3 protein-coding genes are annotated in these 16,226 nt (G+C 49.8%); all 3 read left to right on the forward strand.

Annotated elements, in window-relative coordinates:
• The first annotated feature begins 93 nt into the window (after positions 1–93).
• Positions 94–7,644, forward strand: coding sequence for an AAA family ATPase (locus tag ACOMG9_RS20755; protein WP_494529328.1), 7,551 nt, complete (start codon positions 94–96; stop codon positions 7,642–7,644).
• A 202-nt stretch (positions 7,645–7,846) separates the two neighbouring features.
• Positions 7,847–8,431, forward strand: a complete 585-nt coding sequence (locus tag ACOMG9_RS20760) for an RING finger domain-containing protein (RefSeq protein ID WP_448218283.1) — start codon at positions 7,847–7,849, stop codon at positions 8,429–8,431.
• A gap of 218 nt (positions 8,432–8,649) precedes the next feature.
• Positions 8,650–16,158 carry an AAA family ATPase gene (locus tag ACOMG9_RS20765; protein WP_494529329.1) on the forward strand — a complete coding sequence of 2,503 codons (7,509 nt, stop codon included), beginning with the start codon at positions 8,650–8,652 and terminating at the stop codon, positions 16,156–16,158.
• The last annotated feature ends 68 nt before the right edge of the window (positions 16,159–16,226 follow it).

A 16,226-nucleotide genomic window follows, 5' to 3' on the forward strand; every position in this document is an offset into this window, starting at 1 on the left:
CCAAATGGAACTTTAATCCCGTTCTAAAGTCCAATCATTAAACAATTAATTTCAATGCAGTCCTTCAAATAGCAGTAGGGAGAGAGATTGACTATGGATGGTCGGATTGATGGGAAAATAAGGAGGCCTTTTTTTAAGAGCGCAGAGCCTGATCGCAGCGTGCCAGCCAAAAAAGCAAGACAGGATTCACCTCCGGTAGCAGAGGTCTGTGACGTAACAGCCCAACTCAGTCTATCGTCACCTGCCATTGCTTTGCCCGACAAGGCGAGAAGGGTATCCTCAACAGATTCCCCGCTCCAGAAGGCCGCTCATGCCTTCGATTTTCGTTTTGTCACCAGTGATGATGAGATTCGACAACTTTTAGTTGCCCAGACCTGCGATGAAAATCGCGATGTCACCCTTATTTCCCACCCCAATGACCTCTCACAGGCTAATCTGGTGAGCCGCTTGAGCATTTCCGAAGAGGGTCGCCACACTTTGCGCTCAGGCAAGCTCTTTGAAGGTTCACAGCCATTGACCCTGGTAATGGATATCCGAAAACTCACCAGCGAGGATCTGCCAAAATTTAACGATCTGCTGGACCCGGATAACCCCTGCCTTTATGACAAAGTCAGCCGGAAGAAACGCCCCCTGGGAGCGCATGTTTCTCTGCTGGTCCTGGCGGCCCCTGGACAATTGGCCTCGGTTGGCCAACATGACGAGGCACCTGCGGTCGGCGCTCCGGCGGCCGGCGCACCGGGCGCTGATTTCTGGCGGCGAATCAATCGACCGGGCAATACCTGGCAGTTCGACGCACAGACCGGCGACGACCCAGCGGAGATCGACAAGGTTCCTCCGTTATTGGCTGAACTCCCCTCTGCCGAAAGTGCTATGGATGACGACAATACCGTTCTTATCGACTGCCACTTACACAGTCACTGGCGACAGTTGCTACTGGGCGGTCCTGGCGTGAATCAACAAGGGCAAATCCAGCACATCCCCGGCAAACTTGAGTCTCTGCGAGCCGGACAACGTGTGATTTTGAAAGGAGCCAACTGGCAGGACCTGGCCTTTGAACAGACGATTCGTCAGATGCTGGCGCAACAATGCTTTGAGAGCAACGGGAAGATTTGCTCGTTACCGGACGGTGTTCAGTTTTATCAGACGCCGGTAGGGAAGGACGAGCTTTATTCACTGTTCCAAAGTCTGTCCTGCTCTGGTGATGCACCAGGAAATCCGATCATCATCAACCAGAGTAATATCAGCGATTGGCTGAACCCGATTGCCATTGCCCCGGAAGGCTATGCAGTCCCTAATACCTCCCTGTTGGAACAAGTTCAGGCAGGTGATACTGTCACCGTAACCTCTCCACTCACTGAGGTTCATTGGTTTCGTTTGCTGGGTTCGTTGCAGACTATTCGCGAGACCACAGGCCTGAAGCCGCAACTTCAGGTAGCTCATCCAATCAAGCAGCCAAAAGCCCTGGGATTGACAAAAAAAGATGAGCACTCATCACTGTCCATACTACAAGAAAAAATTAGTCATCACGCCACCCTTAATACCATCAATACCGTCACTTATCAGCAACCTGCTGAGGCAAGTGATTGGCTCAATCATCAAGAGGAAGCTCCTTTGGTCATTCAGGTCAATGAGCAGACCCGTTGCAGCCAGTTGTTTGATAATATCCGTATCACCTCGGAACAAAAGGCGTATTTTGGACGTCACCAAAGTGAATTGCAGGAGGCATTAATCGCTGGCAAGCCGGTTGTCTTCCGGGGGCTGGAAAGCAATCCAACACTTCAGCAACAGTTGGAATCCCTGTTTGTCGGGCAAACTCTGCTGGTCAATGGCCAATTACAGGAGTACCCAAAGGCTCACATCACAATTCTCTGGCCTGAGTCTGTGGAAAGCCCATCTCCCATATTTCGTTCAATGGTTGCCACGGGCAGTCCGTGTCCTGAAGTCGATCTTTGGACTATCAGTGCCTCCAAATATGGTATCCCACGGGCTGAGCTACCAGAAAAAGCGCTTCATGAACTCTACGAAGCGTTTAAAACCGTACCTGACGACCTTTGTAACCCTTTGCCTGAAATGACCGAAGGGCTGTTAAATAACCTGATACTGGCTACCCGGCGGGCACAGCAGGTTGACCGGTCTCCACAGCTCCTGCCTCGGCACTGGCGCAAAGCCATCGACAGCGTCATCACCCATGGTGCCAGACAGAATCCGTCAGTGCGTGATTTTGTCAAGGTGGCCTGTTGGCAGCTACTGCCGGATGCTCATGAGAAACCGGATAAGCATCAAGCCGCCTGGGTAGACCCGGACCGGTTAAATGCCATCATCAATAGCTCCCAGCGGTTGGATAGAACATTTTTGCAGCAGAACCTGTGGCAACTGGCCAGAGCCTTTGACCCGGCATTCTTTAACGACGGGCAATTTTCGTTCTCTGCGGAACAACCATTTGAAGGACTACAACTGTCCTATAAAAGACCATTTCCAAAACATAATGAAAAAGAAGCCCTGGACAGGCTCTGTAACATGATCCTGGCCCATACGCCTGAAAAACAACGACCTGCAATGGCGTATCAGTTGGAAGTCACAGAGTCGAAAGTCAGGCCATATCATCCGTTAACCATAAGACCAACACGGCAGATTAAACGTTTGCAGGATGCACTGACGTCTGGCTGGCAGTTATATGTGCCATCAGAGCAGACCCGATCCGATGTCATTCACTCTCTGGCCAGCGATTGTTTTCATAGTGCCAGAACAGCGAATTCTGACGCAGAGGGTATTGAGCGCATAGAACATCGACTGTCTGAATCACTGGAATGGCAAGGTTCCTCTGATAAGCCCCTGTCAGCACTGGCCCGGGATCTTTATTACGGCGAGATGAGTCAGCAGGATCGTGAAAGCCGTCGATTATCCCGACTCCATGAACGCTTTGCGGACTCTCCCGTCCTATTCCTGCAGGGGGAAACCGGCACCGGGAAAAGCTATTTTTCCGCCCGGATGGCAGAGGCTTCCGGACAGGCTTCAATCATTTCTCTTGGACCTTCTGACAGTGAACAAACCCTGATGAAACGCTGGCAGTGGCAACAGCATGCCGATGGCGACCGTTCTATGGAACAGCAAAACCGGGCGCTGATGGAATGGGCCAGTACCCCTTCCGACAATGCTGGAGGAAAATATATCACCCTGATTCTGGATGAAGCCAACCTGGCCAGGGCCGGATTGCTGGCGTCATTGAATGGCTTATGGGAGCCGCAACCCTGCATCTATGTGAATGGTCATCCTGTCAGGGTCAGCAAAAAACACCGGGTGATTCTCACTGGCAACCCCGATCATTACGCCGGGCGCCAAATGGACCCGGCCCTGAAAGAGAAATTGCCCAGGGCTTATTACCCACGTCTGGATCAGGCTTTCCTTCGGGACAGAGTAGTGGAACCAGCCTTGCTCAATCACTTACAACGCCACCAAATAAACGACATTGCACACAGTGCCAGCAAAAGCGTGATGGCACTCTGGCACTATTACCAGGAGCTGTTGCCCGAGCATGAGTTTACCCCCAGGGATTTAACCGATATCTGCAGTTGGGTGGGCTGGTATCTGGATCGTGCGCGGCCCGCAGTTGGCAGTGTGACTCCTGAGCAAATCAACGGTTTGATCCAGCAAAGTTTCCGGGATCTACTGGGTCCCGAAATCAGCGAGACTCAACAGGATGCCCTCTTGGCATTGGAAATCTGGTTTGCAGCCCGTTACCACCCGGACAACACCCTGCGCGACAAAGTTCATAACCACACCCTGCCCGATATGCTGCAGGACTTCAGAACATTGACCAAAGAAATACGACCTGAGTTTGATACCTCCGGATTGGCAGTCATTGAACTGGTGCAAGGGCTGGGACAGGATCTAAGCCGCGCTCAGCAGGCTTATCATCACGACAGAAAACACGGCGGCCGTCAGGCAACGCTGATTGAAGGTCCGGCCGGGCGGGGTAAAGATGCCACGCTGAACCTGATGATTGAAAGTGTCAGACAGCAGGCCAGGCAACGGGGAGAATCCATGCCGGAAGTCTTTCCCCTGAATGCCTGTGACTGTTCCTGGGACAGACTGTGTGAGGCTATCCAGAAGGCAAAAATAGAGGGCGGCATCGTAGTTATTTCGGAAATGAATCTGATCGACAGCCAGCATCTGGAAGGTGAGCTGAACGATATTCTGGCCGGTGACGCCCATCCGGGTTTCCACCTGTTTGCTACCGTCAACCCGCCTGAATACAGCGGGCGAAAACCCTTTTCACCGGCGCTGAAAGGGCGTTTCCGACATTTGCCGATCCGGCAGTATAACCAGAAAGAATTGCAGGCCATTGCCGAAAAAGTGTTGCCTCAGACCCCGCAAGGAAAAAACGCGGCTAAACAGCTGACTGAGAAACATTGTCGTTTAAGGTCTTACCTGCAACGGAAAAACCTGCCGTTGCAGCCCACCAGCCTTGATTTACAGAATGTCGCCAGGGCGGTTGACAGAGGGGGTGATTTTACCGAAAAAACACTTCATCAATACCTCAATCAGCACTACCGGCTTTATCTGATGGCAGCCAAAATATCGTTGCAGAAACTGCCAAAATCATCCGGTTCCGCCATGGGCGAAGGAGTACTTGCTGATAAACTGAGCCGTTGGTTCTACGAAACGTTACCGGACATTGGTCGTCCCTGGTTGATACGAAGCAGTAATAGCAACAGCATTGATGTAAAAAAACACGAAATTTGTTTTAAGGATGATCTGAGTGAAGAGGACGCCAAAACAGAAATCATCAAAAGGGTCACTCAGACCCAATGGCAGGCATCCGGACTTTCCCTAAGGCCGGATGCGTCGGACAATGTTCTCACCCGGGCACTGTACCGACACTGGCAGAAAAGCTGGTTTGATCGTGAGTTTGGCCAGACAGGCATGGACGCCAACAGTGTATTCTCCATGACGAAAGAAGAGGAGCAGGCACTGAAAACGCCGACTTCCCTGCCCTATCTTCAGGAGGCCGATAAGCGAATAAGGTTATGGAACGCCAAGGCAGTTCAATGGTGGCCAGCGTTCTGGCGTGAGATAAGTAATCTGCCGAACCATTCGCTGTACGAATTTATTAAGGAAGCATCAGCTGATAGTGCTTTTGAACAATACGATCCGGAAGTCGAAGAGAAAAAGACCAGGGCATTGGACCAAATAACGAACTACGAGGCTCTGGCGGGGTCAAAACTTAGGGATTATAAAGTTTTTAAAACGGAGAAACTTCCTTCCCAGATGTATCGACTTAGAGTACAGGATATATTTGTAACGGCTGGGGGCAATATCAAGAGGATCGAAATTGGTGATAAGTACCTTCAGGGGATGGAACTGCTCACACCTGAGCTGTTACCAGAGCATGACCAGCCAGTGACATTAGCTAAAAATCAAACGCTGGCAACCTTTGAGATGCAATTAAAGTACGGTCAATGTGCATTGCCAAGCCTGACGCCTGACGACTATATCGTGGCCTTGCGCACAGAACCTGATTGGCCATACACCCTGGTCAGGGATCGATATACCGGGCTGCACAAACTGTTTATTACCGGGGACAGAACCAACCAGAGTATAAAGGTTGCCTATGTCGTAGAGTCCAGGGAACCGGGCCAAAAAGTCCAACCAGCAGGTTTTGACACCCGCTGTTCAGAAGGGATGAAAGCCGTACTGGACAAACTGTTTGAAAACATCGACCAGCAGCCAACGGATATACAGGTGCCTTTGCTGAAAATCACAAAGGCTGAAAACAGGTCGCAACGCATTGAGGCGATCAAGGACTACTGCAAACAGTTTTCCGGTAAAACCAAACCAGAGAGAGACGAAAATTTCTTTCACTTTCTGGTAACACAGCGGCAAGGTTACTGCAAACATCGTACACCTGTTTTTGTCGCTTTTTGTCGTTATTTTGGGATTCCATGTCGGAGCATTACAAACTTTATCCACAGCTTTGCTGAGTATTCCGAAGATGGGGGCCAAACCTGGAAGTCAGCAAATTTGGGCGGGGGGCCTGCACGGGTAACAGAAATCAAATCTGAATTCCAGCCCATCAGCAGGGGCATTGATCTTAATACTCAGTCAAACAAGATTAAGAAACTCCTGAAGAGTCTTCTGAAAGAAGCTGATTTGACACAACAGCAAGCTCTGTCTAAAGCCATTGGCATCAACCTTGAAGCACTGAACAAAGCCATTGAGACATTCGGGGCATTGGCAAACAAAGATCTACATCCTTTCAACATTGTAAAGAACCTTTGGAAAGAGAAAGATTTAGCCAGTTTTTCCATGGGCGTCTCACTTATTACATCGCTAAAGACAGAGGCATACTGGTATAACATGGGGAAATTGCTCGGTGCTGAGGAGTATGGCGACTACCCTGACCGCGATACGATGTCAGAGGCAGTCGTGCAAATATTGTCCAACAGCTATGAAGATCAGGTCACCAAACAACTCAAGTTACTCCATCCAATAGTGATTAATCGTGCCAATGCAAGTCATCTCCAATGGTTGCGTTCAATCGTAAAAATACTGAAAAACAGTCACTTGGCCAAACCATCGGTTATTCACTTTGCCCGTGAGGCCCTGGCATCGGGTTGGCTGGACCCAGCGCCGGTTTATGATAACGGGATTATGAAAGCCGATGAACATTATCAGTTATTAATGCGCCTGAGAAACATTGATGAACTGAAGGTTCAAGCCACTGATTGCCTGAAAAAGTGGTATCAGACTGTATTGTCCGGGGAAAAAATCAGCCAGAGCTGGCAGTCAACTTATAAGTTTTTCCTGAAGGAAGAAAATAATGCCCTGTTCGTCACTCATTGTCATGGTGGGTTTTCGCGATTCCTTGAAGATAAAATTGCCCGCTCAATCCTGGACTACACCTGGACGAACGAACCTGAGGGAGTTCCGAATATAGAACGAATGCTGCTGCAAGAACCTGCATTTATGCAGTTAATCTCGGTCAACGCAAACCACCGTCCGGTGATTACCCTGGGACAGCCTTCATGGGGAAAGACAGTCATCAAAAAGAAAATCAGAGCCCTGATGGAAGTAAAAGCAGAGAATAGCCCGGACTTGAAGCGGTTATGGGAACAATACAAGCAATATGAGGCGATGGAAAAACAACTCCGGGACGCTCTGAAGGCATTGAATGAGCAATGCCTGACTCAAGAAGAACGTGAGCAAAAAAAGCATGATATCGAAAGCAAGTACCAGCCCATTATAAAGTCCCTTGCGTTGTCGAATGAGGACGATCGGGTTTTGCGTCATTTACATGGAAAATACTGGGAGGCGATTATGCAGGCCTTCAGTCATTACCTGTATGGAGTGACACACTCGAAAGGTGGTCGTTTAACCTACTGTTGGGGCGATATTTCCATACGTGCTAACCATCATAAGGACTATGGCGCTCATGATCCATCATCACCCCTTGAACTGCATGCGATGATGTCTAAAATCCACAAGTCTGTCTGGTTTGAGAGATCTGTTGAGAATTCTTACTTACGGCAGGCCCTCAATGCCAGTAACGCCCTGGTGCTCAGATCCAGGGAACTGACAACCATCGCCGAAGAGTTTTTGAACACTGTGAATTTGAATTCGCTGTGTGAATCACTGGATACCTGATAAACGTTTGTTTTCGAGACCGTTGACTTCCCACAATAGCAACCAGCCAGTATCCAAATTGAACTTTCCCGGCCTTTGAAAGGCTCATCATACTTGAATGGCATCGTAATAGCTTTTCACAGGGTGAGTTATAAAATTTGGGGAACTTCTTTGCCGGTTTTTTATCTCATTATTAACTATTAACAAGGGTGGAGTTTACTTTATGACAATAGGTGTTGTGGATGAGTGCCTAATCTGTTACAGATCTTTTGATGATAATGAAGATCTTCGATGTAATGATAAAGTAGTTCTCCCGTGTCATGAAACTCATGTCTTTGGAAGAAAATGTATTGTCAGATGGTTTGAGCAATCCATGACCTGTCCTGTTTGCAGGTCTAAAATGCCGTTATCTTTTTCTGCTCCTTTTTTGCGTGATCGGGTAGTCAGAATCGTTACTAATACTATTGTCGGTGCTGCTGTCTCTGCTCTTACTGCGGCAACTCTTATTGGTTCCTATGGCATTATTAATGTTGGCCGTGGCTTGGCTGGGACTGATAATGTCATGACTGCTTTGGCTGCTGGTGTACGTACAGCTATTGTATCTGGAGCTTTTTTTGGATTGGGGAATAGCCTGGCTGACTTAAGACCTCTCGCGCTCTTTGGTGGGGCTATTTGCTTTTACGGTGTGCCTATAGCTTTTGAAACTTATGGCTACATTGCTGCTTCTCATGTTGCTGGTTTTTTGGCTAGTTCATCCGTTGGCCTTGTTTGTCCTTTCATGAATATTGATGGTGAGTTTACGATTTGAACTGTATTCAGGCTCTGTGCCATGATCGTGGCCCATGCACCTGAAGTCTGACTCATTGGACACCTGATAACCGTTAGCTCCTGATGAGTTTTTCGAGACCGTTGGCTTCCCCACAATGGCAACGGACCAATATCCAAATTGAACTTTCCCGGGCTCTGAAAGTCTCATTACAAAAGAGTTTCAATTCAGTCCTTCAGATGCTAATAGGGAGATTAACAGTGGATGGTCAGATGGTTGGAGAAATTAACAAACCCGTTCCGGCTGGTAGCATGCCTGATCGTGGTGCGCGTGATAGTAACCCGTCTTATACTGGCATGCCAGCCAAGAGGCCAAGGCTGGATTTAGATTTACCGCCAAAAGTTGAAGCTGTCTGCTCTGGTTTCGCTTACCAACTGAATCTATCGTCATCTCAGATTATGACACCTGACAGGGCGAGAACCGTATCCTCAACGGATTCCTTGCTGCAAAAGAACCCTCATGCCTTTGATTTCCGTTTTGTCGCCAGTGATGATGAGGTTCGACAGCTTTTGGCTGACCAGACCCGCGATAAAAATCGCGATGTCACCCTTATTTCCCACCCCGACGACCTCGCACTGGCTAACCTGGTGAGCCGATTGAGCATTTCCGAAGAGGGTCGCCACACACTGCGTCCAGGCAAGCTCTTTGAAGGTTCAAAGCCACTCACTCTGGTGGTGGATATTCGAAAACTCAGCAGCGAGGATCTGCCGAAATTCAACGACCTGCTGGACCCCGATAACCCTTGTTTGTACGACAAAGTCAGTCAGAAAAAACGACCTCTGGGCGAGCATGTTTCCCTGCTGGTTCTGGCAGCCCCTGCACAGCTGGCAGCAGTAGGCCAGTGTGACGATGCGCCTGCGGCCGGCGCTCCGGCGGCCGGCGCACCGGGTGCTGATATCTGGCGGCGAATTAACCGACCGGGCAACAGCTGGCAGTTCGAGGCCCACACTGGCAATGACTCAGCGATGGACATTGACGGGGCTCCCCCGGTATTGCCTGAATTCCCCAGTGCCGAAAATGCTATGGACGACGACGCTATCCTGGTTATTGACTGCCACTTGCACAACAACTGGCGACAGTTACTGCTGGGTGCTCCCGGTGTCGATCAACAGGGGCGAATCCAGCACATCCCTGGCAGGCTTGAACAGTTGACATCCGGACAACGGGTGATACTGAAAGGCGCCGACTGGCAGGATCTGAACTTTGAACAGACCATTCGACAGATGCTGGCGCAACAGTGCTTTGAGAGCAATGGGGAAGTCTGTCCGTTACCCGACGATGTTCAGTTTTATCAGATGCCGGTGGGGAAGGACGAGCTTCATTTGCTGTTCCAAAGCCAGTCCAAAGAGCACGCCGCAGAAAACCCGATCATCATTAACCAGCGGAATATCGCAGAATGGCTGAGCCCTATTGCCATTACGCCTGAAGGCTATGCAATCCCTAACACCTGCCTGTTGGAACAGGTCAGGGCGGGGGGTGTCGTCACCGTAACGTCTCCGCTCACTGAAGCTCTCTGGTTTCGTCTGCTGGGTTCATTGCAAACCCTTCGCGAGACCACCGGTCTGGAGCCCCGACTCCAGGTGGCCCATTCAAGACGGCAGCCGAAAGCCCTGGGATTGGCAGAAGACGATGGGCGCTTTCTGTCCAACCCACATAAAAAAGTCACAGGTCACGCCACCTTTAATACCTTCACTTATCAGCAACATGCCCAGGCCAGTCATTGGATTAATCATCAGCCACAAGCCCCTCTGGTCATTCAGGTCAATGAACAGACTGGCTTCAGCCAGCTATTTGATAATATCCATATTACCTCGGAACAAAAGGCGCATTTCGGAAGACGTCTGAGTCAATTACAGGAGGCATTGACCGCTGGCAAACCGGTGGTATTTCGGGGGCTGGAAACTAATCCAGGTCTTCAGCAGCTCCTGGAACCCCTGGTTGTCGGGCAACCGCTGTTGGTCAATGGCCAGTTACAGGCCTTCCCACACGCTCATGTCACAATGCTCTGGCCTGAGTCTGCGAAAACCCCATCTTCAGTATTCACTTCGGTAGTTGCTGCGGGTAAGCCGTGCCCTGTAATAAACCTCTGGGACATCAATGCCCGCAGACATGAAATCCCTCGGAATGAACTACCAAAACGAGCACTTAATGAACTTTACGAGGCATTTAAAACCGTACCTGAAGACCTTTGTAACCCTCTGCCTGAAATCACCGAAGGTTTGTTGAATAACCTGATACTGGCCGCCCGGCGAGCACAAAAGGTGGACCAGTCCCCACAAATCCTGCCCTGCCACTGGCGCAAGGCCATTGATAGCGTTATCACTCATGGCACCCGTCAGCGTCGGCCCGTGCGGGATTTTATGAAAGTGGCTTGTTGGCACTTGTTACCGGATAAAACACCGGATGCTCACAGGAAGCCGGATCAAGCCGCCTCGGTAGACCTGGATCACTTGAATGGCATCCTCAATAGTGTCTCACAGTTGGATAGAACGGTTGTAAAACACAACTTTTGGGCACTGGCCCGAGCCTTTGACCCGGCAGTATTTAATGGAGAATTACAACTGTCCTATGGAAGCCCATTTCCACTGTGGGGTAACGAAGACCTTCTCAACAGGTTCTGTGCCATGATCGTGGCCCATGCAGCTGAAGAACAACGAGATGCTATAGCGTACCAGTTGAAAGTCGATCTGGCGGCAGCAGAGCCCTGGCAATCCTTAGCCATCAGACCAGCAAGACAGATTAAACGTTTGCAGGATGCATTGGCTTCTGGCTGGCAGTTAGCTTTGTCATCAGGGCAGACCCGAGCCGATGCCATCCACGGCCTCGCCAGCGATTGTTTTCATATTGCCAGAACAGCGAATTCTGAGGCAGAACGCGTCGAACGCATAGAACATCGACTGTCTGAATCACTGAAATGGGCGGGTTCCGCTGATGAGCCCCTGTCGGCACTGGCCCGGGATCTTTATCACGGTGAGATGAATCAAAAAGATCGTGAAAGCCGTCGCTTATCCCGACTCCATGACCGGCTTAGCGACTCTCCCGTTATCTTTCTGCAAGGAGAAACCGGCACCGGGAAAAGTTACTTTTCTGCCAAAATAGCCAGGGCTTCAGGACAAGCTTCAGTCATTTCCATCGGACCTTCTGACAGCGAACAGACCCTGATGAAACGCTGGCAGTGGCAACAACACGCCGATGGCGACCGCTCTATGGCGCAACAAAACCGGACATTGATGGAATGGGCCAAGACCGAACCCGATAAAGACAGTGGCTATGTTGGAGGTAACTACATCACTCTGGTGCTGGATGAGGCTAATCTGGCCCAGGCCGGACTGCTGGCGTCACTGAACGGCTTGTGGGAACCGGAACCCTGCATCTATGTGAATGGTCATCCTGTCAAGGTCAGCGAAAAACACCGGGTGATTCTCACCGGCAATCCCGATCATTACTCCGGACGCCAAATGGACCCGGCCCTGAAAGAGAAATTGCCCGGGGCATACTATCCTCGGTTAGACCGGGCATTCCTTCGAGACAGAGTGGTGGAACCGGCTCTCGTCAATCAGTTACAACGGCATCTGTCAGGGCAACCAATAAACGACATTGTAAAAAGTGCTACCGAGAGTGTGATGACACTCTGGCAATATTATCCGGAACTCTTGCCAGATCATGAGTTTACCCCCAGGGATTTAACGGATATCTGCAGCTGGGTGGGCTGGTATCTGGATCGTGCGCTGCCCGAAGGTGACAATGTTACCCCTGTGCAAATAAACAGTTTGATCCAGCAAAGTTTTCGGGATGTACTGGGTCCCGAAATCACCGAGACTCATCAGGATGCCCAGCTGGCACTGGAAATCTGGTTTGCTGCCCGTTACCACCCGGACAACACTCTGCGCGACAGAGTTCACAACTACACGCTGCCAGCTATTCAGCAGGCCTTCAGTACATTCAGCAAAGAAATCCGGCCTGAGTTTGATACCTCCGGATCGGCAGTCTGTGAACTGGTGCAGCAGCTTGGGCAGGATATAAGCCGCAGTCAGCAGGCTTATCATCACAACAGAAAACACGGCGGTCGTCAGGCAACGCTGATTGAAGGCCCGGCTGGACGGGGTAAAGATGCCACGCTGAACCTGGTGATTGAAAGCGTCAGAAAGCAGGCTAAGCAACAGGGAGAGTCCATGCCGGAAGTTTTTCTCCTGAATGCCTGTGATTGTTCCTGGGACAAAGTGTGTGAAGCGATCCAGAAGGCAAAAGTCGATGGCGGTATCCTGGTCATTTCGGAAATGAATCTGATCGACAGCCAGCATCTGGAAGGTGAGTTAAACGATATTCTGGCCGGCGACGCTCATCCGGGTTTTCACCTTTTCGCCACCATCAACCCACCTGAATACAGCGGGCGAAAACCCTTATCTCCGGCGCTGAAAGGACGTTTCAGACATTTGCCGATCCGCCAGTATAACCCTACCGAATTGCAGACCATTGCCGAAAAAGTGTTGCCACAGACCACGGAAGGGAAATTTGCGGCTGAAAAGCTGGCTCAGCTACATTGTCGATTGAGGGCTGACCTGAAACGGAAAAACCTGCCGTTACAGCCCACCAGCCTTGATTTACAGAATGTCGCAAAAGCTGTTACCAGAGGGCGCGATTTTTCCGAAGACAGCCTTCATCAATGCCTCAATCAGCACTACCGGCTTTATCTGATGGCCGCCAACCTGTCGCTGAAGGAACTGCCCGGTTTATCAACGCTTGCCATGGCTGAAGGGGCGCTGGCTCCTAATTTGTGCCATTGGCTCAACGAAACAGTACCTAAGATAGGACGCCCGTGGTTGATACGACTCAGTCATCGCAACAGTACGGATGAAAAAAACCATGAAATTTGTATTAACACTCAATTAAGCGAAGAGGCAGCCAAAACAGAAATCATCAGGCGGGTGGCCCAGGCCCGGTGGCAGGCATCCGGTCTTTCCCTGAAGCCAGACAAGTCGGACAATATGCTCACCCAGTCAATATACCGACGCTGGCAGCAAGGCTGGTTTGCTCATGAGTTTCACAAGACGGGCGTGGACGCTAACCAAGTATTTCACCTTTGGCAAGCACAGGAACAAATGCTGAAATTATCGGCTTACGAGCCTTGTCTCAGGGAAGCTGATCGGCAAATAGCGGCATGGAACGCCAATGCAGTTCAATGTTGGCCTGGGTTCTGGCACCGGTTGAAGGATGTGCTGGACCATACTAACGAAACCTTGGCTGTTGACGCTGATAACAAAGCCGAACAATACAATCCGGAAGTCATCGAGAAAGAGACAGAGGCATTAGACCGGAACACTGACGAAGACCATCAGGAGGTACAACACCATTACGATTATGAAGTTTTTAATAACAAGAATTTTCCTTGCCACATGTATCGCTATTGGGCCAAAGATATTCATGTGACCGTCAAGGGTGATGTCAAACGAATCGATCTTAGTGATAACAGCACGCTGGGGGTCGAAATACTCAGGCCGACCCTGTTAAAGCAGAACCAGCCAGTGACAGTAGCCAGGGGTCAGACGATGGGGGCCCTCGACTTAAAACCGGGCAACCGTCATCATGCATTGCCCAGCATGACGCCAGACGACTATATTGTGGCACTGCGTCTGAAACCCGATTTACCCTTTGCCCTGGTCAGGGACAAATATACCGGGCTTCACACACTCTCTATTCCTGAGGCCGAAGCCAAACAGAGTATTACAGTGGTTTATGTCGTAGAACCCAGGAAACCGGAGCCCCGTGCAAAAGAATTAACATGGTTTGACACCCATTGTTCAGAAGGTATGAAAGCAGTACTGAACGAAGTGTTTAATAACATTGGCAAACAACCAGCCGAAATACGCTTTCCTTTGTGGAAAATAAAACACTCTGAAAACACCAGCCAACGAATTGAGGCGATCACGGATTATTGCCGACAGTTTTCCGGCCAGAGCAAACCAGAGCCCGGTAAAAATTTCTTTGAATTCCTCGTAACACAGCGGCAAGGTAGCTGTCGTCATCGTAGTTCTGTTTTTGTGGCTTTTTGTCGTTATTTTGGGATTCCATCCCGGCAAATCAGAAGCCTTTTACACAGCTTTGTTGAATATTGCCCGGATGGAGACCAGACCTGGAAATCAGTGGATTTGGGTGGGTCATATCTTCCGTTCACAATAATTTTCCCTGACTTCAAGTGGAATGACAGTCAGCCCACCTTGGAAGAAAGCGTTTACAACACTGAGATCAGAGGTCTCCTGAAGGATCTTTTTAAAGGGGCTGATTTAGCACAACAACAAGCTCTTGCTAAAGCCTGTGGTATAAGCCTTGAGGAGTTGAACAAAGCCGTTGAAACAAACAGTGCATTGCCAGAAGCCAATATAAGTCTTTTTGAAGCAGTACAGAAACTTTGGCAGGAAAAAGATTTGCCCGGTTTTTCCATGGGCGTATCAACGTTAAAGGCCTCGGGGACAAGAGCCCTGAGACTTTGTGAGAAGCGATTGGTCGGAGTTGTCTATGACCATGATGGGAATGCCTGTAAACCGATGTCGGAAGCAGTAAGGGCAATATTGTCCAACGGTCATGCCGATCAGGCCATTGAACAACTCAGGTTATTGCACTCAAAAATGATTGTTCAGGGCCGGGCAAGCCCTCTTGAGTGGTTGAGTTCTATAGTGGAAATAATCGAGAACAGTGACTTGGCCAACCCTTCGGTTATTCACTTTGTCCACGAAGCCCTGAAATTGGGTTGGCTGGAGCCACTGCCGACCTATAAGAGCCCTATTATGAAGGCCGATCATCATTATAAGCTATTGGTGCGTCTGGCAGGTGTCGACAAACTCAGGGTTGAAGCCACCCATCAGCTGAAAAAGTGGTATCAGACACTCTTGTCCAGGGAAAAAAATAGCCAGGTATGGCGGGTGGCTTATAGAGACCTTCAGGGAAGAAAAAGTGATGCCATGTTCGTCACTCATTGTCACGATGGGGTTTCGCCATTCCTTGAAAAAAATATGGTCAATCCATCTGTACAGACCGACTGGGTGTACGACCCTGAGGGCGTTCCGAATATAGAACGAATGCTGGTGCAGCAGCCGGCGTTTGTGAAGTTAAACTCGGGCAAGGCGGGCCATCGTCCGGTGATTATCCTGGGGCAACCTTCCTGGGACAGTAAGGTGTTTAATGAAAAGGTTGAAGCCCTGTTGCAACGAAAAATTGAGAACAGCCCGGAATTGAAGGCATTGTTGGAAGACATCAAACACTACGAGAGAAGACGTTTTGCTATCACAGGCAGTCAAAAACCCATTCTGAAGTGCCTTGAGCTGTCATGGGATGACGAAAACTTTTTCGGTACTTTAAAAAACCAATGCAGGCAGGCGATTCAGCAGGCGTTCAGTCATTACCTTTATGAAGTGACGCACTTAAAAGGCAGTCGTTTAACCTATTGTTGGGCTGACGCTTCCATCGCAGACTCCATGAATTCAGACTACTACGGCGCTCATGATCCATCTTCACCAGAAGAGCTGCATGCAATGATATGTAAAATTGAGAGCTCTTTCTGCTTTCAGCAGCCAGTGAAGGATGTCCGTCTGTTGCAACAGGCACACAACGCCAGCAACGCCCTGGTGCTCAAATCCGATGAGCTGACAACCATCGCCGAAGAGTTTTTGAACAGTGTGAATTTGAACTCGCTGTGTGAGTCATTGGATACGTGATAAACGTTTGGTTTCGAGACCATTGACTTCCCACTATGGCAACGGACCAGTACCCAAATTGAACTTTC

The organism is Endozoicomonas sp. PH6C (assembly GCF_059322965.1).

Bases quoted from the DNA above. Each gene is read 5' to 3' on its own strand.
- ACOMG9_RS20760 (WP_448218283.1), top strand. From the start codon at position 7,847: ATGACAATAGGTGTTGTGGATGAGTGCCTAATCTGTTACAGATCTTTT.
- ACOMG9_RS20755 (WP_494529328.1), top strand. From the start codon at position 94: ATGGATGGTCGGATTGATGGGAAAATAAGGAGGCCTTTTTTTAAGAGC.